Below are 22201 nucleotides of genomic sequence, written 5' to 3' on the forward strand. Positions count from 1 at the left end.
GTATCGGCCCGCCGCGGTCATACGGCAGGAGCGGCGCACCCCGACGGGTGGCCGTCCGGGCGGCCGGGCAGTGGCCCCGTTGCCATCGACGACCAGCGCACGAAGAAAGCCTGAGTACGACGTGAGCACGCAGACACAACGGCCGGGGCCGAGCGGGGCCGAGGCCCCGGGGACCCTCAAGCGGGCGCTCGGCACACCGCTGCTGTACTTCTTCATCCTCGGGGACGTCCTGGGGGCCGGTGTCTACGTCCTCATCGGGCAGGTGGCGGCCGAGTCCGGCGGCGCGGTGTGGGTACCGCTGGCCGTGGCGCTCGGGCTCGCCCTGCTGACCGCGGTCTCCTACGCGGAACTCGCCACGAAGTACGCCCGGGCCGGTGGCGCCTCGTACTACGCGACCCTCGCCTACGGCCCGTTCGCCGGGTTCTTCACGGGGTTCTGCATGCTGGCGGCCGGCATCGTCTCGGTGGCGGCGCTCGCGCGGGGATTCGGCGGAACGTATCTGACTGCCTTCGTGCGGCTGCCCGTCGCCGTCGTCGCCGTGCTGTTCCTTGCGGCCCTGGCCCTGCTCAACGCGCGGGGCATCAGCGAGTCGACCCGGGCCAACGTGGTGGCCACGATCATCGAGACGAGCGGACTGCTCCTCGTCATCGGGCTCGGCGTGTGGCTCGTGCTGCGCGGCGACGGCGACCTCGGCCGGCTGGTCCAGCTCGGCACTCCGGAGAAGGGGCCGGTGGCCGCCGCGCTCAGTGGCGCGGTGCTCGCCTACTACTCCTTCGTCGGGTTCGAGACCTCCGTCAACGTCGCCGAGGAGACCCGCGATCCCCGCCGGGCCTACCCGCGGGCCCTGTTCGGCGCCCTCGGCACGGCCGGGCTCGTCTACGCGGCGGTGGGCGCGGCGGCCTCGGCGGCGGTGCCCACCGGTGTGCTGGCCGGCTCCGACGGGCCGCTCCTCGAAGTCGTGCGGGCGGTGGGCGCGGTGCCCGAGTGGCTCTTCTCCGCGATCGCGCTGGTCGCGGTGGCCAATGGAGCGCTGCTCACCGGGATCATGTCGTCCCGGCTCGCGTTCGGCATGGCCAGGGAGCGTCTGCTGCCCGTCTTCCTCACCCGGGTCCTGCCCCGGCGGCGCACCCCGTGGGCCGCCATCGCCACCACTACGGCGCTGTCCCTGCTGCTCGCGCTCACCGGTGACATCGAGACCCTCGCGGCGACCCTGGTACTGCTCCTGCTGGTGGTCTTCTTCACGGTCAACACCGCGGTCCTGGTGCTGCGCCGCCGCGACGACTCGGGCAATCCGGACCACTTCCGCGCGCCCGCGGCGATCCCCGTTCTCGGCGCCCTGTCGTGTGTCCTGCTCGCCACGCAGGTCGACGGCGCGGTGTGGCTGCGCGGTCTCGCCCTGCTCGCGGTGGGCGCGGTCCTCGGGCTCGTACCGATGCTGCTCGCGCGCCGCCGTTCCGACGCCGGAGCGGGCACCGGTGCCGGGTCCGGTTCGGGTGCGGGGTCCGGCTCCACTGCGGGTACGGGATCCGGCTCCGCGCCGGGGGCCGGGACCGGTTCGGGTACGGGTACCGGTACGGGTACCGGTACGGGACCTGGCTCCACGGACGCCGCCGAGGACATGCGCTGAACCACCGTCGCGCGAGGCGTGGAGGAATCGGCCGCGCCCCCGGGACGGCGGCCCGCCCGGGGAACGCCCGCGCGACGTCCGCCCTAGGGAATGACCGGGAGCGCCGTCAGACCACGGATGAGGCGGGTGCGCCGCCAGGCGAGGCGGTCGGGCGGCACGGCGAGGCGGATGTCGGGGAAGCGGGTCAGCAGGGCGCGCAGCACGATCTCGGCCTCGGCCATGGCCAGGGGCGCGCCGACGCACCGGTGGATGCCGTGCCCGAAGGCGAGGTGGCCGGTGGCGCCCCGGTCCCAGCCGAGCCGGTCCGGCTCGGGGAACTGCTCCGGGTCGCGGTTGGCGGCCCCCAGGGCGACGAACACCGCTGATCCCGCCGGGATTTCGGTGTCGCCCAGGGTGAGCGCGCGCGGGGCGAACCGGAAGGTCGCCGTGCTCACCGGGGAGTCGAAGCGGAGCAGTTCGTCCAGCGCGGCGGGCAGATCGTCCGGGGTGGCGCGCAGGCGGCCCAGTTGGTCCGGGTGACGCAGGAGCGCCAGCAGGGCGTTGCCGATGAAGTTGGTCGTGGTCTCGTGGCCGGCCACCAGCAGGAGCACCGCGAGGGAGACCAACTCGTCCTCGCTGAGCCGGTCCTGGCCGTCGCGGGCCGCGATGAGGTCGTCGAGGAGCGAGGTTCCCGGGCGCGTCCGCCGGGCGGCGATGAGGTCGGTCATGTAGGCGGCCAGGCGGTGCGAGGTCGCGTCGACCAGGGCCGGGTCGCCCGCGGCGAACAGGTCGGCGGACCAGCCCCGCACCAGGGGCCGCTCCGCCTCCGGCACACCCAGCAGCTCGCAGATCACGATGACGGGCAGGGGCAGCGCCAGATCCGCGACGGCGTCGACCCGGCGCCCCGTGGGCCAGCGGTCGAGGAGCTCGTCGGTCACCTCGGCGATGAACGGCCGCAGCCTCGCGACCGCCCCGGTGCTGAACGCCCTGGTCACCAGCTTCCGCAGCCGGGTGTGCCGGGGCGGGTCGCAGGCCAGCATCGTGTGCGCGACCGCCGGGTGCAGATCACGCCGTGACTCCTTGCCGGCGAAGAAGGCGGCCGTGTCCTTGGAGAGCCGGGGGTCGCCCAGCGCCTCCCGCGCCTGCGCGTAGCCCGTCACCAGATAACTGCCGTATCCGGAGCCCCTGGTGGGCAGGGCCTGCACCGGACAGGCCGCACGCAGGGCCGCGTAGGTGGGGTAGGGGTCGCGGAGGAACTCGGGGCTCGCGGTGGGGTCGGTCATGCTGTCGGGCTCCAGGCGGTTTCGGCCGGCCCGGGGCGGTTGCGGGCCGGCGCGCTCGGCACCGGAGCCTTGCGGCACATCCGGTACTGCCCTGTGTACACCGCCGTCGGCCGCGGATGCCACCGGTCTCGTCGGTGCGGGTCGCGCCCGGAACGGTCCTCACCCCGCCGGGGCCGGTCCGAACGCTCCCCCGGACAATGCGGGGATGCGTATTCCTTCCGAACTCGTCCCGCTCGACGACCACGTGCACGCGTGGCTGCCGCACTTCCCCGCCACCTGGGGCATGGCCAACTGCGTCGTGGTGGCCGGTGGTTCCGAAACCCTGGTCGTGGACACCCCGTACACCGCTCCCCTGACCCGCGCCCTGATCGACGCGGCGCGTCGGGTGTCCGGCCCGGGCGCCCGGGTGTCGACGGTAGTCAACACCCACGCCAATGGCGACCACAGCTACGGCAACGCCCTGTTCCCGGACGCGGAGATCATCAGCACCGACGCCAACCTGGCGCATCTGTGCGCCGAGCCGACGCCCGCGCAGCTGCAGGGGTTGCTCGACGGATGCCGTGCGGACGTGGAGTTCGAGCGCTACCTGCTGAACCACTTCGGCCGTTACGACTACGCGGGGCTCCAACTCACCCCGCCCACAAGGACGTTCAGCGGCCTCCTCGACCTCGTGGTGGGTTCGACGCCGGTGGAACTGCACGAGGTGGGGCCCGCGCACACCGTGGGCGACCTCATCGTGCATCTGCCGCACAGCCAGGTGGTGTGTGCCGGGGACGTCCTGTTCATCGGGGACGTGCCGGTGCACTGGGCCGGTCCGCTGAGCGGGGTCGTGGACGCCTGCCAGAAGATCCTCGACCTCGACCCGCGGGTGGTGGTGCCGGGGCACGGGCCCCTGGTCGGGCAGGCCGAAGTGCGCACCTACATGGACTACATGGAGGAGCTGCGGGACCGGCTGCACACGCTGCACGGCGCCGGCACGGACGTCGAGGAGGCGTCGCGGGTGCTGCTGCGGGAGCACCGGCGGCCCGGTCTCGGCCTGTGGGAGCGGCTCGCGGTGCTGGCGACGGCGGAGTACCGGCACCTGAACGACGCCGAGGAGCCGCTCAGCCTGGTGGAGGTGCTGGCGAGGGCGGTACGGCTCGCTCCCGACTGCGTGCCCGCCTCGGTGGCCTCGCGCCAGGAACTGACCGCGGGTCTCGCGGCGCTCGGCTCGGCGGCGGCCACGCCCGGGCGGCAGCCGGGGCAGCGGCCCGGAGAGGCGCTGCCCTCCTCGTACGCCTGACGCCTGGCGCCGGGACCTTCCGCCGGCCCACGCGTGCGCGTCCCGGGCCCGGCGCACGGGCCCGGGACGCGCGTCACGCGTCGTGGGTTCAGCTGTTGATGCAGGTGGTGCCGGACGCCGGGTTCAGGGCGCCGGCCACGCTGATGGTGTTGCCGCACACGTTGATCGGCACGTGCACCGGGATCTGGACGAGGTTCCCGGACAGCACACCGGGCGAGTTGGCGGCGACACCCTGGGCGCCGGCATCGGCGACGGCACAGGTGCCACCGGCCAGTACACCGGCCACGGCGAGGGCGGCGGCGGCAATCGCGGTTCGCATACGCATGTCTAGCTCCCACATGATCGGAGGAACGTTCCAGATGACAGAAGGAACGTCGAGCCGACATCAGACCCCGGGAGGCGGGCGGCAGGGCGCCATTCACCTCTCCGGTCGCGTGTCGCCGCCCGCGCCGCGCCCCGCACCCACCCCGCGTCCACCCCGGACGCCCTGATGGCCGGGCCGTTTTCCCGGACGGTTGGCGGGTAGCCGCGAAACGGGATGAAATGGTCCACGGGGCCGCGAGCGCGCCCTGCGGCGCCGTTCCGCGCTCACCAGGAGGCTTCCGGCATGGCGACGAAGGACGGGACGAAGGACGGGCTGAGCGAGTACCACCGCAAACGGGACTTCACCAGGACCGCGGAGCCCAAGGGCGACGCACCGCACGACCAGGGGCGGGCGCCCGGCTTCGTGGTGCAGATCCACGACGCGAGCGCGATGCACTTCGACTTCCGTCTGGAGGTGGACGGGGTGCTGAAGTCCTGGGCCGTGCCCAAGGGGCCCTCCGCCGACCCGCACGACAAGCGGCTCGCGATGCCGACCGAGGACCACCCGCTGGCGTACGCGGACTTCGAGGGAGTGATCGGCGCGGGCGAGTACGGCGGCGGGACGGTGATCGTCTGGGACTCGGGCACCTATCGCAGCCTGGCCACCGACCGCCGTCACCACGAGGTCCCCTTCGCCGAGGCGCTGGAGCACGGGCACGCCTCGTTCTGGCTGGACGGCACCAAGCTGCGCGGCGGCTACGCCCTGACTCGCATGCGCGGCGCGAAGGAGGGCGAGCGTGAGGCCTGGCTGCTGGTCAAGCACGACGACGAGCACGCCTCGGACCACAGCACCACCGAACCCACCCGCGCCCGTTCGGCGCTCAGCGGACGCACCCTGAAGCAGGTCGCGCAAGAGGCGTCCCGGGCCGAAGCGCCCAGCACGGAGAAGCCGGGGACGCACCCCGCGGACGTGGTGGGAGAACACCCGCAGGGAGGCGGCCCATGAGCCGAGCAGCGACGAAGGCCGTCCGGGCCGGGCGGCGCACCGTGCGCGTGAGCCGCCCCGAGAAGGTGCTCTTCCCCGACGACGGCATCACCAAGGGCGACCTGGCGGAGTACTACCGCGCCGTGGCCCAGCGCGCGCTGCCGCACTTGCGCGGGCGGCCACTGATGCTGGAGCGCCACCCGGACGGCGTCACGGGCGGCTCGTTCATGCAGAAGGACGTCCCCGAGTACTTCCCCGACTGGATCGGCCGGGCCGAGCTGCCGAAGGAGGGCGGCACGGTCACCCATGTGCTGTGCGACGACACGAGCACCCTGGTCTACCTCGCCGGCCAGGGCGTCCTCACCCTGCACCGCTGGCTCTCCCGGGCCGACCGGCCCGACCACCCCGACCGCCTCGTCTTCGACCTCGATCCGCACGGCGACGATTTCGGTGAAGTGCGCTTCGCCGCACGGCAGTTGCACGATCTGCTCGATGAACTCGGCCTCCCTTCCACCGTGATGACCACCGGATCCCGCGGCCTGCACGTCATCGTGCCCCTCGACCGCAAGGCCCCCTTCGACGACGTCCGCGCCTTCGCCCGCGCGAGCGCCGACGTCCTCGCCGCCCGGCACCCCGACCGGCTCACCACGGCTCCCAGGAAGGAGGCCCGCGAGGGGAGGCTCTATCTGGACATCCAGCGCAACGCCTACGCGCAGACCGCGGTGGCGCCCTACTCCGTACGCGCCCTGCCCGGCGCGCCCGTCGCCGCCCCGCTGGCCTGGGACGAGGTCGACGACCCGGGTCTGGACGCACGCCGCTGGACCCTGGCGACGGTCACCGACCGCCTGGACCAGGACCCTTGGCACGACGCCCCGGGCCGCGGCCGCTCCCTGGCCCCGGCCCGCCGGCGCCTGGACGCCCTGTCCTGAACGCCCCCGCACCGCACTCCCGCACATGTCCAGTACTGACCGGTCCTGCCCGTATCGCACCTGAGTGAGCAACTCGACCCCATCACGGCGGAGTTGACTCCTATAGTGCTCAGCGGTTCGACGGCCGAGAACGGGGAGCACGGGTGCGGCTGGACACGGTCATGGCGCAACTCACCTACAGGCAGCGGTTCGTGCGCGGACGGATACGGTTCGAGCGGGGCGCCGGCGCGCTGGTGTTCCAGATCGAGGGCGGCGGCGAAGACGTCCGGCGGTGGCTCGCCGAGCTGCTCCGTCAGTACCGCGGCATCGTCCCGGTGAACAATCCGAGCGACGTCGAGGCGGACGTCGCCCAGGAGCGGCAGGTCCTTGAACAGTTGCAGGCGATCGTGGAGGGCTGCGGTTACGGCGGCATCGTGGCACACGGGCTGCCCGTGGTCTTCCCGCGCTTCGCCGCCGCGCGCACGGCGCTGTACGACTGGCGGCCTACGCCCGAGCACTCCCACGCCCGGCGGATGGGCAACCTGAAGGGGCAGATCAAGGAGGCGATCTCGCAGGAGCGGCGGCACACCCTGCCCGACGCCCGTCCCCGGCTCGACCCCCTGCTCCAGGACCCGTACGTGACCCAGCAACTGGGCGGCCTGCTCGGCCTGTTGCTCAAGCTGGCCGACCTGCTGCGACTGCCGCACCGCCGTACGGTGCGCTGGTTCCGCACCAGCAGGTTCCCGGGGCTGCGCACCTTCGAGGCCGTCTGCGAGGAGCTGGACGGCCGGCGGACCGGACCGGCCCACGAGAAGCAGCGGCTGCTCGTGGAGGCGCTGCTCGCCGACATCGACGCGCACTACGGAGTCGTACGCCGGCTCAACCGGGCCCGCCGCCCCGTGATCCTCCTGCCGGACGTGGACACGGTGGCCGCCCGGCGGATCATCAGGGACCGCGTCCTGGAGGCGTACGACGGCGAGTCGCGGGCGCTGCGGGTGTGTCCGGTGGTGGTCGCCACGGCGCGCCCCGGTCTGGCCGGCCCGGTGGCGGGCGCACGGCCCGCCGTGCCGGCGGACGGGCTCGCCGAGGAGATCCCGGCCCGGTTCCGCGAGCGTCGGGAGGTCGCCGCGCGGCGGGCACGGGGGGAGAGCGATCCGCTGCCCAGCCGGCTCGTCCAGATCGCGCTCGGCGACGCTCCCCCACCGGCCCCCACCGCGGGTGTGCGCCTGCTGGGGCCGGTCACGGCGGTCGTGACCGTCCTCGCGCTGCTGACCGGCTCGATCGGGGCCTACGTCGCCTTCTTCCGCCAACCCCCCAGTTGCGGCCGTGGGCTCGAGGTGCGCGGCGGGGAGTGCCTGGGCGTCTCCGACGGGAGCGGTGTCTTCATGCCGCAGGTCACGGGCATGCCCGAGGTGTTCGCCCGCATCGCCGAGCAGAACAAGGCCGTCGCGCACCGCAAGCACGCGACGGTCGCCCTGCTCATCCCGCTGGAGTCCGCCAACGCCGCCGTGCGGCGGCAGATCCTCAGCGAGGTCCAGGGGGCGTATCTGGCCCAGGTGGCGGCCAATGGCGCGGACGCGGTGAAACCCGCGATCCGGCTCGTCCTCGCGAACCCGGGCGAAGGCTACGGGCAGTGGCGCGCAACCGTCGACCAACTCACCGCCACAGAGCCCGACTTGAGAGTGGTGGTCGGATTCAACCTCAGTCTCGCCAAGACCAAGGAGGCCCTCACCCATGTGACGAACACGCTCCACCTGCCGGCCGTGGCCGGCGTGGTGACGGCGGACGGCTTCGCCAACCCCGAGGGCACCGACACCGTCCCCTACCCCGGACTGGCCCGGGTGGTGTCCACCTCGCGCGAACAGGCCAGGGCCCTGCTGGCCTTCGATCCCCAACTGGTGGGCGCGCAAACGGCAATGGTCGCCGACGACCGGCCCGGCGACGACTACAACCGCTCGCTGCGCGACGCGTTCGCCGAGGCCCGGCGCAACGAGGGCGGCGGAGTCCAGGACATGCGCTTCACATCGCCGGGCGTCGAGGAGGCGGGTGTCACGCCGAACGAGTTCGAGGACTTCGCGGGCAACATCTGCCGCTCCCGCACCCATGTCGTCTACTTCGCGGGCCGCGCCTTCCACCTGCGCCTCTTCGTGGAGAAGCTGGCCACCACCTACTGCGGCGAGAAGACGTCGTACACCGTGATCACCGGCTCCGACGCCACCACGCTCGACCAGCGTTTGGACGACCACGACCGGGCGCTTCTGCGGGGCGACCCCGGATCGGGCAAGCCGTCCGTCACCATCCGCTATGCCGCACCGGCGCACCCCGATGCCTGGAGCGCCGAACTCGCCAAGTGGCGGACCGACCCGAAGCACAAGGGGCAGGAGCCCCCGCCGTATCTGCGGGAGGCCGAGGACGCGATGGCCACCCTGCGTCGCGGCATCGCGGAGCAGGGCGGGACCATCGGCCCGGTGAACCTCGACGACGGGCGGGCCATCGTCACCTACGACGTGGTGCTGACGGCGAGCCGCGCGCTGGCCCGCGCGGTCCACACCAGCGGCCAGGAACTGCCGGGCGCCGACCGCGTGGTACGGGACCTCGGCAAGCTCAACTCCGATCTGCGCGTGCGGGGCGCCGGGGGCTGGATCTGTCTGACCAATGCCGGTAACCCCTACAACAAGGCGCTGTCCGTGGTGCGCCTGGATCCTGGCGCGCGCTCGCTGGTGTTCGAGGGCGTGGCCTGGCCGACGGGGCACGCACCGGGTGAGGAGGACACCTGTGTCGTTCCGGCGCACCCCTGACAGCGGGTCCGCCCGGGGCAGCCGGCGCCCCCGGTCCCGCGAAGGACCGCGAACGCCCCTGCACCGGGCGGAAGTCGGCCGACGCCTTGTGCGCCGGGAGCCCGCTAGGAGCGGTAGCGGAAGATGATCCGGCCGCGCGTCAGGTCGTACGGGCTCAGTTCCACCAGGACCCGGTCGATCGGCAGGATCTTGATGTAGTTCTTGCGGATCTTCCCGCTGATGTGGGCGAGCACCTGATGCCCGTTCTCCAGCTCCACCTTGAAGGTGGCGTTGCGCAGGCACTCGACGACGGTGCCTTCGATCTCGATGCCTTTGGCTGTTCTGGCCAAGACGTATCACTTCTCCATTCGGGAACTGCTGATGATGTCGTGGGGTGTGCGGGTGAGGGGGTGTCAGTCACGGACGAGTTCCAGTACGCCGCCGGCGCGCTCGGCGCCCGCGCCCTCGAACAGGGCGGCGGCCGGCCCGTTGGACTCGTCCACCTCGGCCCAGGCCGTGGCCTCCCCCGCGGTGTGCAGCGCGTTCAGCGCCTGGGCGAGCATCGCCCGGGCGACGCCGCGGCGCTGCCGGTCGGCACGGACGGCGATCAGGCCGATCCGGGGCCGCCGCGGCACCCGCGCCACCCGGAGCAGGCCGACGTACCGGCCCGATTCGGCCGCGGCCACGTAGGCCGACGGGTCCACCACGGTGGTCCCCGTCCGCGGGGGCAATACCTCGGCCGGCATCGTCCGCCAGCCGGCCGTGGCCTCGACCTCGTCCCGGATCGTACGGTCGAGCACGCGCAGCGGCCCTTCGTGCGCCTGCCCGGCCGGGACGATCGTGATGCCCGAGGGCGGCGGCACCGGGACGAGACCGGTCATCGCCGGGTCGGTGGGCAGGCGGTAGGAGCGCTCGCGGCGCGCGATGCGGAACCCGAGGCGCTTCCAGTGGGACACGAGGGCGAGGTCGCTCTCGTCGACCACGGTGTGGAGCGGCGCCGGCAGGTCCGCGAGCATCGCGGCGGCGAGCCCGTCGAAAGCCGCGTCGTGCCACGCGTCGATGCTGATGAAGAGCCGTCCGTCGAACCGCTGCGCCGCGTCGCCGCGACCGAGTACCTGATCGTCCGCGACGGCGTGCCACTGCTGATCGGCGACGCGCGTGATCCGCACCGACGGCCCGTGGGGGCCTGGCGCGAGAGGAAGGGAATGCATGGGGTGCTGCCTTTCGGAGTGCCTGATGCGGCGTGGCACTCCCGGCGACATCCGCGTCAGCCGCCCCGCGTGACGACGAGGGGGAGCACCCACCTGCTTACTGCGTTCACGGGTCTCACCTCCCAGGTCTCTGTCACGTTCTCCCCCACCATAGCCACGGCGCCGCCTCGTTCCCACTTCTTTTTTCCGACCGTGCGTGCGGGGGCGCTTCCGGCAGGCGACCACGGCCCTGCGCGCGGGGCGGGCGCGGCACCCCGACGCCGGCCGCGAGCCCGAGTTACCGTCGTCGCCATGACCGACAACGCGCTGCGCTCCGTCACCCTCCACCGGGTCGGCCCCGGCCGGTTCACCGCGACCAACGCCCGCGGGGACACCCTGGACTTCGCCACCGACGGCACCGGGTTCACCCCTGTCGAGCTCTTCCTCGCCGCGATCGGCGGCTGCACCGCGGCTGACGTCGAGGTCGCCACCAGCCGCCATGCCGAACCGGCCGACTTCACCATCGACGCGCGGGGCAACAAGGTCGAGGACGAGGGCGGCAACCGGATGTCGGATCTCGAAGTCACCTTCTCCGTAGCCTTCCCTGACGGGACGTCAGGTGATCGCGCCCGGGCGATTCTGCCCCGGGCCGTGAAGACCTCGCACGACCGCCTGTGCACGGTCAGCCGCACGGTGGAGGCGGGCACCCCGGTCGCTGTGACCGTGGCGGGCACGGGCGGAACGCTGACGGCTGACAGCTGACATCCATCGGCTGACATCCATCGGCCGACATCCACCCGCTGACAGCTGACAGTGGCCGCCCCCTCAGGCCCCCGGCGCCGCCCCGTGCGCCGGGGCCGGGCGGTCGCGTCCGCCGGGGTGGCGGTGGCGCCAGAACCAGAACACCCCGCAGGACAGCAGCGACCAGCCGGCCAGCACCAGGAACGGGAAAGGGTGTTGGGCGTCGGCGAAGTACACGGCCGTGTGCTGGGCGTTCACCGAGGCCCCCGGCGGCAGCCAGCGTCCGACATGGCCCAGGAGCGACGGCAGCAGCGGCCACGACACCGCGCCGCCCGACGAGGGATTGCCGAGCAGCACCATCAGCCCCCACGTGGGCAGCATCGCCCAGCGCCCGATGAGGGTGTTGAACATGGTGAAGACCATCCCGGACGTGAACATGGTGAACGCGAGGATCAGCCAGGACTCCACGAACGGCAGTCGCACCGCGCCGAGCCCCCAGTCGACCACGGCCGCGATGGTGAATCCGCCCAGCAGCGCGTATGCCACGGTGAACGCGATCCGCTCCAGCGGATTGAGCGAACGGGCGTGCACGCTCAGCTGGATGGAGCCGACGAAGCCGAGCACCACCGCGGCGAGCGAGATGTAGAACAGCGCGAGGCCCCGCGGGTCGCCCTGTTGGAGCGGCTTCACATCGGTGATCGTCACCGGCACGCCGAGCGCCTTGCCCACCTGGGGAGCGGACTGGGCGAGCACCTGCGCCACGGAGGCACCGGCGGCACCGGCCACGTCCATGCGCACCCCCTGCGGCCGGACGTCGAGGATCGCGAAGACGCTCTGCTCCTCCATGGCGTGCCGGGCCGCGGGCACGTCCGCGTACGGGCGCACCTCCAGTGAGGTGTTCAGCGCCTTGTCCATCCCGGCCACGAACTCCTTGGCCTGCGTGGAGCCCGGCGGGGCGACCAGCGCGGTGGGGATGTGGTGCGGTGTCGGGTTGGCCATGGTGTACGTGTACGAGCCGGCGAAGAGGCCGGCGGCCGCGGCCAGGATGAAGACGAGCACCACCGCGGGCAGGAAGGGCGAGTCCTTGAAGTCGGCCCACGTGCCCGCCGCGCCGCGCTTCCTGGCGTGCGCGCCGTGCCCGTCGGACGTGCGCGCCCCTGACGCCACGCTGCTGGTGTCGTCTTCGTCTTGCATCGGCATGTGCGACCACTCCGGGACCGGGGACGTTGTGCGTGCGCCTGCCCCGGCCGCCGCGGCCCGGCGGGGGACCTTCGGTCACGGACCGGGGGTCGTAGGTCCCGTGAGCGGGCTTGTCGCGGGGGTACCGGTTCGACGGCGAACGCGGGGACCGGCTCCCCGCTGCCACCACCCGGTCGGCGGCGCCACCGGGTCGCGCAACGAAAGGAATCGGGTTTCCGTTATGGGCATCATCGCCTGGATCGTCATCGGGCTCATCGCAGGAGCCGTCGCCAAGGCGCTGACACCGGGCAAGGACCCCGGTGGATGTCTGGTCACGATGGTGATCGGCATCGTGGGCGGTCTGCTCGGTGGCTGGCTCGGCCAGCTGATCTTCGGGGTCGACGGCATGAAGGGCTTCTTCCATCTGTCGACCTGGATCACGGCGGTCGTGGGCTCGGTGATCGTGCTCTTCCTCTACCGCCTGGTCGCGGGACGACGGGACTGATCCCCGCGGGCGGGGGCCGCCGGTGCCCGCCGACCTGTTGCGCCGCGTCGGCCCCGGCCGGGGCGCCACAACAGGTCGGCGGGCACTGCGCCGTCCGGGCTACGGCTACGGCTACGGCTACGGCTACGGCAGGATCGAGTCCACGTAGCCGCCGTCCACCCTCAAGGCCCCGCCCGTCGTGGCGGAGGCGAACGGGGAGCTGAGGTAGACGACCATGTGGGCGATCTCCTCGGGCTCGATGAGACGCTGGATCAGGGACTGCGGCCGGTATTCGCGCATGAAGGCGCGCTGGGCCTCGTCCCAGGGCAGATCGCGGTCGACCAGCGAGTACACGAAGTCCTCGACCCCGCCGGTGTGGGTCGGTCCCGCGATCACGGAGTTCACCGTCACACCCGTGCCCGCGGCCTCCTTGGCGAAGCCCCGCGAGACGGACAGGAGGGCGGTCTTGGACATGCCGTACTGGATCATCTCGGCCGGCACCACGACCGCGGAGTCGCTGGCGATGTTCAGGACCCGGCCCCAGGAGCGCCCGGTCATGCCGGGCAGGTAGTGGCGGGTCATGCGGACCGCGGTCAGGACGTTGACCTCGAAGTAGCGCCGCCACTCGGCGTCGTCGATCTCCAGGGCGGGCCGGGCGCCGAAGATGCCGAGGTTGTTGACCAGGATGTCCACGTGCGGCACCGCCTCGAAGACGGCCTCCGCGCCCCGGTCGGTCGCGATGTCGCCGGGGGCCGCCACGAACGCGCCGCCGTCGGCGCCGAGACGGTCGAGCGCCTCGCCCACCGACTTCTCGCTGCGTCCGTTCAGCGCCACCCGCGCGCCGGCCGCCGCCAGACCGGACGCGATGGCCGCGCCGATGCCCTGGGTCGAGCCGGTCACCAGGGCCGTCCGGCCGGAAAGATCGATGTGCACGCTGCCCGCCTCCGTACTGCCGCCCGGGGGCGGCCTCGCTCAAGTCGCTGTGCGGTGTCCCTTCCCCGTTTTCCCGGTTCGTCCCGCTGTGGCGCAGGGCTGCCCCGTGCGACTCCCCCGGAGTGCTCCGTGCGCGTCCCACGGCATCGGCCGTGGGCGTAGGGGCAGGCGTGCCGGGTACGCCACCCGGAACCATCCGGAGTGACAGGGGTGCGCGTGCGCGGTGGACTGGGGCGTGCCCTGCGGTGAGCTCCCCGGCTGTTCCGGGGAGCTCACCGCAGGGGGGTGGGGCGCGGGCAGTCGGGGACGGCGGGGCGGTCCTTGGTGCGGATGGCGGGGAGCCAGGCCGTGGGCCGGTCGGATCCTTGGGGCAGTCGCACTCGGTACCACTCGGCGGAGTGCGCGTCGGACTCGTCGATGATCGGCATGCCGTCGGCGAGGTGGCATTCGACGGCGAGTTCGTCGCCGTTCCAGACGCGGGTCTTCACGACGTTGTCGATCGTGTACGCGTGGGTGGGGTCGATGGCCAGGCCGAGGCTGCAGTCGGGGTCGCGGTCGGTGCGGGTGCGGCAGCTCGGTTCGATGTTGAACACCTGGATGTGGCCGTGCACTTGGGACTGCCAGGAATCTAATGAGGTGTCATGTCCGATGTGCGGCCAGGCGGTCGCGCCGACCGCGCACACCGCGAGGGTGACGTAGGCGGCCCGTCTTCGGCGAGGGTGCCGGCGGGGTGCGGCGCCTGTGGAGGACGGGGCCGCGTCGGCCTGGGCGCGGGCGTCCGGGTCGGTGGCCGGCCGTTCGGCGATGCGTGCCAGCAGGCTCTGGGCGGTGTGCCCGGCGCGTGCCGCGTGGGTGGGGGCCAGGCAGTCGGCCGCGAGCGTCCGCCAGAACGGCGGCAGCGCGGCGTCCAGGCGCAGTGGCGCCCGTCCGTCGGCGTATTCCTGGGTTGCCGCGCCGCGCGCCATGGGGGTGGCGCCGGGAAACGGCGAGGTTCCGGAGGCGAACAGTTCGTGGAGGGTGATGCCGAGGGCCCAGATGTCGGCGCTCGGCCGGACTTCCACGCCGTGTTCGCCGAGCGGTGCCTTCCAGCGTTCGGGCGGGAGGTAGTCGAAGGTGCCCATGGGCGGTGCGTAGCCGTGGGTGCCGTGGGTGCCGGTCAGCTGGGTGACGAGCCCGAAGTCGGAGAGCTTCACGGTGCCGTCCGCCATGAGCAGGATGTTGTCCGGCTTGAGGTCGCCGTGCACCCATCCGCTGTGGTGCAGATGGGCCAGGCCCTCGCAGATCTCCGTGATCAGCCGGGCGCCTTCCGTTTCGCTGACCGCGGCGCCGAGCAGGTCGCGCAGGCTGCGTTCGGCGCGCTCCATCACCAGGACGATCGCGCCGTCCAGGAGCGGATCGCCGGGTGCGGCGAGGACGACGGTGTCGAGGAGCCGGATCAGCCGGGGGTGGGAGGAGGTGCGGCCGAACTCGACTTCGCGGCGGGCGGTTTCGGCGACTTTGCGGGCCTGGTGCGGTGAGAGTCCGGCGGTCGGCAGCACCTTGAGCGCGACGGACTCCTCCTCTCGCGTCCGTGCCCGGGCGCCCTCAACGAGGCGCCCGCCGTGGACAGTTGCCCATCCCCCGGTCCCGATGAGTTCGGTGACCTCCCAGCGGTCGACGCGGTGGCCGGGTGGCAGGAGCTGTGTTCGGTCACTTCCGGACGTGTCGGCGGGACCGCGCACGGGGACCCCCTTCGCTCCGGCCGGCGGCGCCCCGCGCGGGTCCTTTGCTCATCCGGCCGCTCCCCGTTCGGGGCGGGCCGTCGCCGTGCGGGGCGGCAGCAGCGCCAGGTGTTCCTCCCGTACGAGTCCGAAGCGCAGGACGAGGCCGACGATGGCCTCGCGCTTGCCGTTGCGGCGTGCCTCCCTGCGCGGTCCGGCCTGGGTGGGTGAGCCGATCCGCATCTTGTCGTCGGCGAGGTAGTCGATGTGCGAGCTGACCGCCCTGGCCGTGAGCCGGCCGCAGGCGGGGTGTGCGGCCAGGCGTGCCACGATCTGCGGGGTGGTCGGCACCGCGACCGGGGACTCGTCACGCAGTCGCGGTTCGCAGAGGGCGACGAGGATGAGGAAGTAGAGGGCGGTCTCGTCCAGGGAGTACGCGGTGACCGTGCGGTTTCCCCATGCGCCGCCCAGGCCGTCCGGGTCGAGGTAGACGTGGTCGGGTGCGAACACCTGGAAGGAGATGGAGGTGGTGCGGCGGGCGGGCAGGACCACCCGCGCGAACTCGAAGGGGATGGGTGCGCCGGCTCGTCTCGGTGGCACTCTCAGGTACTCCCCCGCGCCTTCCGGGTTCTCCACCAGATAGCTCTGTGTGGTGCTGAGGTTGCTGAGCTGCCAGTGGTCGTCGGTCACGCGGATCTCGCCGGCGAGCCGGGAGACGGCTTCGTCGTCGAGGCGCAGTTCGACCGGCGTGGTCGCGGAGCCCCGCCCGAACCGTGCCACCTCGCCCGGGCCGAGGCGGAGCGTGACCGCCTCCCCCGGCGGGTCGCTCCCCTGTGCGCCCTTGCCTCGCGGCAGATGGATCACTACCCCGCTCACTGCCCCCTCCTCGCCCCCGGGCCGCCGAATGCTCACTCGGTTCGAACGGTACACATCCTGACCATCGGTCAACTCCTGGGATCTGGCCGAATCGGGGTCCTGGGCGGGAGGGTGTTTCGTCCGGGTACGCGGGGTCGTGCGGGCTCTGCTCCACGGTTCGTGGTTCCGAGGATCCGTGGACCGCGGCGGCCAGGTGGCCGCGGAACCAACGATGGCCGGGATCGGCCGAGTTGCGGGGGTGCCAGGCCATGCCGATGTCGACCGGGGCCAGGTCGAGGGGGATGGGGAAGGTGCGCAGTCCGAGTGCCTCGGTGGCGTCCGGGAGCCAGTCGGCGACGGTGAGGGCGACGAGGTCGGTGTCGCGGGCCAGGATCATCGCGCTGGTGTGGCTGGGCACCACGACCGCCACGCGGCGTTCCAGTCCCCGTTCCGCGAGGGCGTCGTCGATGGGGCCGTTGCGCTTGCCGTGCCGGGAGATGCCGATGTGATCGGCGGCGGCGAAGCGGCGGGCGTCGATCCGCCCCGCGAAGAGGGGGTGGCCCGCGCGGGCGACGCCCACCAGGACCCGTCGCACGATGTGCTGGGTGCGCACTTCCGGGTCCAGGTGGCCGAGCACTCCGAGTTCGATGTCCACGGTGCCCTGCCGCAGGGCGGGTCCGCCTTCGAGGGACTCGGGCAGGAACACCACGTCCACGCGGGGCGCTTCGGCGCGGACCCGGTCGGTGAGGGGTCCGGCGAGTCCCGCGAGGAGCAGGTCGGTCGCCTGCACGGTGAAGGTGCGCTGGAGGTGGACGGCTTCGAAGCCGGCGCCGGGGCGCAGTACGTTGTCGCAGCCCTGGAGCAACTCCCTTACCTCTTCGCGGAGTTCGAGGGCGCGGGGGGTGGGGACCATGCGCTGTCCCGCGCGGACCAGGAGCGGGTCGCCCACGGCCCGCCGCAGCCGGGCGAGGGTGCGGCTGACGGCCGCGGGCGAGGTGCCGAGGCGCTCGGCGGCGCGGGTGACGCTGTTCTCGTGCAGCAGGGCGTCCAGGACGCGCAACAGGTTGAGATCCATCGGGGCGGGCGCTCCTGAACTGCACGGTCTTCGCGGGCCCGGGGTCCGGGCCGTGCTTCGGTCGGGCCGGGGCCGAAGTGTGTTTCCGCAGAACCACACGCCGGCCCCGGGGGTACGCCGATTCTTTCACCGGGGTTCTTTCTCCGGGCGCGCACCCCGGATCGCCCGGGCGCCCGCACCGGGCCCGGGTGATGCGGGGTGTGTTCAGGAGTGGCTGAGCACGTTGACGACCCTGCCGTTCGGATCCCTGACGAAGAAGCGGCGTACGCCCCACTCCTCGTCCGTCAGGGGGTGGACGATCTCGGCGCCGCGCTCGACCATCGCCCGGTGCACCGCGTCCACGTCGTCGACCTCGATGCTCACGTCCGGGTTGACGGGGGCGGTCAGGTCCCTGGTCATCAGGCTCAGTTGCACCGCGGGGTTGTCCGCACTGGCCAGCGTCCTGATCCAGCCGTGGTCCATCACCTCTTCGAAGCCGAGCACCCCGTAGAACCCGGAGCTCTCGGCGAGGGCCTCTTCATCGGACGGGAAGTTGGGGACGATCCGGCGGACGTTCATGCGTCGCTCCCTGTCCGAGGGGTCTGCGTGGGTCCTGCGCCGGCCGCCGCCAGGGCGGCCGGCCCGTCCTTCTCCGCGAGGCCCGTGCGGTCGAGGGCGCGCAGCATGGCGGGCAGGTCCTCGGGGTCGCGGTCGGACGCCGCGGCCAGCGCCTGCACCAACTCCCTTGACAGGGCGTACTGTTCGGCGCGGCCGAGCAGGGTCTCCGCGTCCATCCCGTGGTCTTCGTCGATGTCGAGGGCGCCCAGCACGTCGCCGCGGTCGGCGAAGCGGCTCATCCCGCAGTCCAGGCCGTCGTCGTCGAGGCCTTCCGGGTACGGGGCGCGCGACCAGGCGCCGTTGTCGTACCAGTAGACGCAGCCGAGTTCATAGCCTTCGATCAGATCGCGCAGCGCGTCCAGCGGCAGCCAGTCCGGGGCGCCGGCCAGCATGTCGATGGGCGGCTTGTGCCATTTGACGTCGCTCGACTCGTCCTCCCCGTACAGGACGTAGCGGCCCGGGGCGCGCTTCTCCAGCGTCCAGCACGTGCACCCGCAGTCGTCCAGGTGGAGGCCGCCGCCGTCGATCCACATTCCGGTGCGGTGCACGAACGGGAGCTCCTCCTGTTCGGCCGAGGCCTCCAGGACGGCGAGCAGGCCCCACCGGGCCCACAACAGGTCGGGCTGCGGCAGGTCGCCCGGCAGACCGGGCCGGTGAATCGTCATGCGTCTCCCCCGTGAGAAAGCGGCTCCAGGTAGGTGGTCCGAGACTAGCGGGCCCCTGTGACAGACGGTCCGCGGCGGCCGCCGGCCCCGTACGGCGCATGCTCGGCCCGGGCCGCGCCGAGTCCCCCGTCCGGCCCAGTCCGGCGCGCCCGTGCGGGGCCGGACGCCTTGACTGGGGTGCGTGGACACCGTTACGAAGCCCTCCGCCGCCGCGTACCGCAATCTGGTGATGGCCACGGTCGGATTCACGCTGACGTTCTGGGCGTGGGACCTGATCGCCCCCCTCGCCGGTGACTACAAGGACCGGCTGCACCTCAGCTCGCTGCAACAGTCCCTGCTCGTGGCCGTCCCGGTGCTGGTGGGATCGCTCGGGCGGATCCCGGTGGGTGCGCTGACCGACCGCTATGGCGCGAAGCTCATGTTCCCGCTGATGTCGGCGCTCACCATCGTGCCGGTCCTGCTGCTGATCCCGGCGCGCGACAGCTACGGCCTGATGCTGGTGATCGGCTTCCTGCTCGGTCTGGGCGGCACGACGTTCGCCATCGGCATCCCGCTGGTCAACTCGTGGTTCCCGCCGCACAAGCGCGGGTTCGCCCTCGGGGTGTTCGGCATGGGCATGGGCGGTGTGGCCCTGTCGGGGTACCTCACGCCCCGCATGGCCAAGCACGGCTATCACGTCCCGTTCCTGGTGGTCGCGATCGCGCTGGCCGTGTACGCGGTGCTGGCCGTGCTGCTCATCACCGACCGGCCCGACCGGCCCGTGCCCACGGCGTCCCTCGGCTCACGGCTCGGCAGCGCCGGACGGCTGCGCGTGACGTGGGAGCTGTCCGCGCTGTACGCGATCGGGTTCGGCGGCATCGTGGCGTTCGGCGTGTATCTGCCGACCTACCTGAAGACCTGGTACGCCCTGTCGCCGACCGACGCGGGTACGAAGGCGGCCGGTTTCGCGCTGGCCACGGTGGTCTTCCGCCCGATCGGCGGCTGGCTCTCGGACCGCGTCCACCCCGCCGTGGTCACGGCCGTCGCCCTGGGCCTGGTGGCCCTGCTCGCGATCGTGCAGGCCTTCGACCCGACGCTGTATCCCGGCGGCACGATCGCGCTGCTGTGCATGGGCGCCGGGCTCGGCACGGCCAGCGGCAGCGTCTTCGCCCTCGTCTCGCAGGTCACTCCGCAGCCCCAAGTGGGCAGTGTGACCGGCATCGTGGGCGCCACGGGCGGCCTGGGTGGCTTCGTGCCGCCGCTGGTGATGGGCGCGATCTACAGCGCGAAGGAGTCGTACTCGATCGGCTTCATGCTGCTGTCCGACCTGGCCCTCGCCGGCTGTGTGTACGCCTTCACCCGGATGCGGACCAGCCGGCCCGCCGGGTCCGGCCCCGAGTCAGCGGCCGTCGCCCCCGGTCCGCAGGGGGAGCAGGTCCGGCGCTGACAGTTCGGGCGGCAGCGGTTCGTGGTGGACGATCTCCAGCCCGGACACCGCCCGCGTCAGGACCACGTACAGGCGGTGGAGCCCGCGTTGCTCCGCCGCCGCGATCGCGGCCGGTTCGACCGCCACGACGTGGTCGTATTCGAGCCCCTTGGCCAAGGTGGCCGGCAGCACGGTGACGCGCGGTTCGGCTGCCCCGTCCAGGCCGGCCGTCGCCAGGCCGGCCGCGGCCAGCGCCTGGCTCACCGCGGGCAGATCACGGTCCGCCGCGATCACTCCCACGGAGCCCTCGCGGGCGAGCGCCGCCCGCACGGCGTCGGCCACCGCAGCGGCCAGGTCCTGACGCGTCGCGGCGCGCCGCACGCTCAACCGGCCGTCCCCGCGCAGGGACCGGCCGCACGGCACGTCCACGCCGAGCGCGGGCAGCAGGCGGTTGGCCAGCTCCACGATCGCGGCCGGCACCCTGAACCCCGTCGTCAGCGGCACCACCGCGGCGTCCGGCTTGCCCAGGTGGGCCAGTTGGGCCGGCCAGTCGCGGGCGGCCCACGGGGTGGTGCCCTGCGCCAGGTCACCGAGCACCGTGAGGGAGCCGAACGCGGCGCGCCGGGCGATGGCCCGGCACTGCATGGGGGACAGGTCCTGGGCCTCGTCCACGACGATGTGCCCGTACCCTTCCGGATGTTCGATCAGCCCGGACACCTCGTCGAGCAGCACCAGATCGACCGCGCTCCACTTCGCGGACTTCCACGACCGCGGCGGCCTCGCCCACAGCAGTGCCTGCTGCTCGCCGGGCTCCAGGATGCCGTCGGCCGCAGCGGCCAGTGCCGCGGGGTCCGCGAACAGCTCGGCCAGCACCTCCTGGGGCCGCACCTTCGGCCACACCGTGTCGACGTACTCCGTCACCGGCCGGGCCCGGGTGATCTTCTGGAGCCAGGCGTGGTTCACCGCCCCCGCCCGGCGCTCGGCCTGGAGCCGCACAGCCCGGACGGCCCGGCTGCGCACCCGCTCGCGGCCGGTCGCGTACGGGGGCGCCTCCTGTCGTACCGCGGTGACGATCGAGGCGAGCTCGTCCCGCGTCAGCCGCCAGGTGACCGAACCTTCGCGCAGGGCAAGGGAGTTGACGGGCGGGGAGACCCGTCCGTACAGGGCGCGGCGCAGCACCCGCGCCATGCGCGCGTCGTGCTTGACGAGGGCCGCCTCCGGTCCGTCGAGCGCCCGCACCTCAAGGCCCCGCGTCTCGCGCACGACCTCGTCGTCCACGGTCGACTGCCGGACGTCGCTCTCGCCGAGCGCGGGCAGCACCTCGCAGATGTAGGAGAGGAAGGTGCGGTTGGGGCCGAGGACGAGGAGGCCGCGGCGCTGGATGTGCCGGGGGTACGTGTAGAGGAGGTAGGCCGCGCGATGCAGGCCCACGGCGGTCTTGCCGGTGCCGGGGGCGCCCTGCACGCAGACGGAACGGGCCAGTTCGGCGCGTACGAGGTCGTCCTGTTCGGGCTGGATGGTGGCGGCGATGTCGCGCATGGGGCCGACCCGGGGGCGTTCGATCTCCCCGGTGAGGATCGCGCCGGCCGCCGGCACCTCCCCGGCCGCGAGGCGCTCGTCCTCCAGGCTCGTCAGGTCCTCGGCCGCGCCCCGGCTGCCGCGCGCCCAGCCGAATCTGCGCCGGACCTCGACGCCCTGCGGGTCGCGGGCGCTCGCCTGGTAGAAGCGGCGGGAGACGGGGGCACGCCAGTCGACGACGAGGGGCGGGGCGGAGGGGTGCTCGCTGATGCGGCGCCGGCCGATGTGGTAGCTCTGGCCGGCGTGGTCGGCGTCGGCCGACGCGTCGAAGTCGAGCCGCCCGAAGAACAGCGGCCCTTCCGGCATCTCCTTCAACTCCTTGGCCCAGCTGCGGAGTTGGTAGCCGAGCACCTCGGCGTCGGCGCCGGAGGCGAAGGCGTTCTCGCCACTGACGACCCGTTCGCCGGCGCCCTCGGTCATGGCGGCCAGAGCGGCCCGGCAGACGTCGTGGTGGGCCCGCTCACACCGGAGCTCACGGCCGAGGTCACGCTCGGCCTGGCGGGCGGGCTCCTGCGCGGGCCCGCTGGCGCGGTCGCGATCAGGCTCCCGATCACGTTCCTGGTCGCGGCCCCGGTCGCGTTCCTGGCTGAGTGACGTCATGCCGACCAGAATAACGTAACCGGGTAACATTTTTTACTCGGTAACGAATGCCGGA

General features: G+C 72.7%; 19 protein-coding genes and 1 pseudogene. 8 read left to right on the plus strand and 12 right to left on the minus strand.

The features are described 5' to 3' along the window. Window positions 1-121: 121 nt before the first annotated feature. Window positions 122-1627 (plus strand): APC family permease, encoded by a 1506-nt coding sequence (locus tag ACGF3I_RS02215; RefSeq protein WP_393128591.1) that lies wholly within the window; start codon window positions 122-124, stop codon window positions 1625-1627. Between the two features lie 83 nt (window positions 1628-1710). On the opposite strand, the gene ACGF3I_RS02220 is transcribed toward ACGF3I_RS02215, so the two are convergent. Continuing rightward, window positions 1711-2889, minus strand: a complete 1179-nt coding sequence (locus tag ACGF3I_RS02220) for a cytochrome P450 (RefSeq protein ID WP_393128592.1) — start codon at window positions 2887-2889, stop codon at window positions 1711-1713. A gap of 205 nt (window positions 2890-3094) precedes the next feature. On the opposite strand from ACGF3I_RS02220, the gene ACGF3I_RS02225 reads away from it, so the two are divergent. Further along, window positions 3095-4171 (plus strand): MBL fold metallo-hydrolase, encoded by a 1077-nt coding sequence (locus ACGF3I_RS02225; protein ID WP_393128593.1) that lies wholly within the window; start codon window positions 3095-3097, stop codon window positions 4169-4171. An 88-nt stretch (window positions 4172-4259) separates the two neighbouring features. On the opposite strand, the gene ACGF3I_RS02230 is transcribed toward ACGF3I_RS02225, so the two are convergent. Continuing rightward, on the minus strand, window positions 4260-4496 hold the full coding sequence (locus tag ACGF3I_RS02230) for a chaplin (protein WP_393128594.1): 237 nt from the start codon (window positions 4494-4496) through the stop codon (window positions 4260-4262). Between the two features lie 282 nt (window positions 4497-4778). Here ACGF3I_RS02230 and ACGF3I_RS02235 point away from each other — a divergent pair, with 282 nt between their 5' ends. The 3 genes from ACGF3I_RS02235 to ACGF3I_RS02245 all read left to right on the plus strand — a co-directional run bounded on the left by ACGF3I_RS02235 (window position 4779) and on the right by ACGF3I_RS02245 (window position 9165). Continuing rightward, complete coding sequence (locus ACGF3I_RS02235) at window positions 4779-5480, plus strand: DNA polymerase ligase N-terminal domain-containing protein (RefSeq protein WP_393128595.1); 702 nt, start codon at window positions 4779-4781, stop codon at window positions 5478-5480. Next, window positions 5477-6388: a non-homologous end-joining DNA ligase gene (gene ligD / locus ACGF3I_RS02240; protein WP_393128596.1), complete on the plus strand. Its 912-nt coding sequence runs from the start codon at window positions 5477-5479 to the stop codon at window positions 6386-6388. The genes ACGF3I_RS02235 and ligD overlap by 4 nt, the downstream gene beginning before the upstream one ends. A gap of 143 nt (window positions 6389-6531) precedes the next feature. Next, window positions 6532-9165, plus strand: a complete 2634-nt coding sequence (locus ACGF3I_RS02245; protein ID WP_393128597.1) for a hypothetical protein — start codon at window positions 6532-6534, stop codon at window positions 9163-9165. A 104-nt stretch (window positions 9166-9269) separates the two neighbouring features. Here the strand turns inward: ACGF3I_RS02245 and infA are convergent, their stop codons facing one another. Both infA and ACGF3I_RS02255 read right to left on the minus strand, forming a co-directional pair. Then, the gene (infA, locus tag ACGF3I_RS02250) at window positions 9270-9494 is read right to left on the minus strand and encodes a translation initiation factor IF-1 (RefSeq protein WP_393128598.1); all 225 of its coding nucleotides are present in this window, start codon (window positions 9492-9494) and stop codon (window positions 9270-9272) included. Between the two features lie 63 nt (window positions 9495-9557). Further along, window positions 9558-10355, minus strand: coding sequence for a GNAT family N-acetyltransferase (locus ACGF3I_RS02255; RefSeq protein ID WP_393128599.1), 798 nt, complete (start codon window positions 10353-10355; stop codon window positions 9558-9560). 291 nt (window positions 10356-10646) lie between these two features. Between ACGF3I_RS02255 and ACGF3I_RS02260 the strand changes: the two genes are divergently transcribed. Further along, window positions 10647-11096, plus strand: coding sequence for an OsmC family protein (locus ACGF3I_RS02260; RefSeq protein WP_393128600.1), 450 nt, complete (start codon window positions 10647-10649; stop codon window positions 11094-11096). 63 nt (window positions 11097-11159) lie between these two features. Here the strand turns inward: ACGF3I_RS02260 and ACGF3I_RS02265 are convergent, their stop codons facing one another. Then, complete coding sequence (locus tag ACGF3I_RS02265) at window positions 11160-12269, minus strand: ABC transporter permease (RefSeq protein WP_393129101.1); 1110 nt, start codon at window positions 12267-12269, stop codon at window positions 11160-11162. 226 nt (window positions 12270-12495) lie between these two features. Here ACGF3I_RS02265 and ACGF3I_RS02270 point away from each other — a divergent pair, with 226 nt between their 5' ends. Beyond that, window positions 12496-12759, plus strand: coding sequence for a GlsB/YeaQ/YmgE family stress response membrane protein (locus ACGF3I_RS02270; RefSeq protein WP_393128601.1), 264 nt, complete (start codon window positions 12496-12498; stop codon window positions 12757-12759). 123 nt (window positions 12760-12882) lie between these two features. Here the strand turns inward: ACGF3I_RS02270 and ACGF3I_RS02275 are convergent, their stop codons facing one another. From ACGF3I_RS02275 to ACGF3I_RS02300, 6 genes and pseudogenes are all read right to left on the minus strand, one after another. Continuing rightward, window positions 12883-13671: an SDR family NAD(P)-dependent oxidoreductase gene (locus tag ACGF3I_RS02275; RefSeq protein ID WP_393128602.1), complete on the minus strand. Its 789-nt coding sequence runs from the start codon at window positions 13669-13671 to the stop codon at window positions 12883-12885. Between the two features lie 272 nt (window positions 13672-13943). Continuing rightward, entirely contained in the window at window positions 13944-15392 is a 1449-nt protein-coding gene (locus ACGF3I_RS02280) for a serine/threonine-protein kinase (protein ID WP_393128603.1), read from the minus strand. 48 nt (window positions 15393-15440) lie between these two features. Then, window positions 15441-16247 carry a serine/threonine protein kinase gene (locus tag ACGF3I_RS02285; protein WP_393128604.1) on the minus strand — a complete coding sequence of 269 codons (807 nt, stop codon included), beginning with the start codon at window positions 16245-16247 and terminating at the stop codon, window positions 15441-15443. 244 nt (window positions 16248-16491) lie between these two features. Further along, window positions 16492-17301: pseudogene (locus tag ACGF3I_RS02290) on the minus strand (LysR family transcriptional regulator); the annotation flags it as partial. A 204-nt stretch (window positions 17302-17505) separates the two neighbouring features. Then, window positions 17506-17859, minus strand: coding sequence for a VOC family protein (locus ACGF3I_RS02295; protein ID WP_393128605.1), 354 nt, complete (start codon window positions 17857-17859; stop codon window positions 17506-17508). Beyond that, a complete protein-coding gene (locus ACGF3I_RS02300) occupies window positions 17856-18563 on the minus strand; it encodes a hypothetical protein (protein WP_393128606.1) in 708 nt (235 codons plus the stop codon). Before ACGF3I_RS02300 ends, ACGF3I_RS02295 begins: the two co-directional genes overlap by 4 nt. 229 nt (window positions 18564-18792) lie before the next feature. Between ACGF3I_RS02300 and ACGF3I_RS02305 the strand changes: the two genes are divergently transcribed. Further along, window positions 18793-19989 (plus strand): nitrate/nitrite transporter, encoded by a 1197-nt coding sequence (locus ACGF3I_RS02305; RefSeq protein WP_393129102.1) that lies wholly within the window; start codon window positions 18793-18795, stop codon window positions 19987-19989. On the opposite strand, the gene ACGF3I_RS02310 is transcribed toward ACGF3I_RS02305, so the two are convergent. Beyond that, entirely contained in the window at window positions 19942-22146 is a 2205-nt protein-coding gene (locus tag ACGF3I_RS02310) for an AAA family ATPase (protein WP_393128607.1), read from the minus strand. The genes ACGF3I_RS02305 and ACGF3I_RS02310 overlap by 48 nt on opposite strands. Window positions 22147-22201: the final 55 nt, after the last annotated feature.

Source organism: Streptomyces sp. NPDC048111 (assembly GCF_043202815.1).
GTDB lineage: Bacteria > Actinomycetota > Actinomycetes > Streptomycetales > Streptomycetaceae > Streptomyces.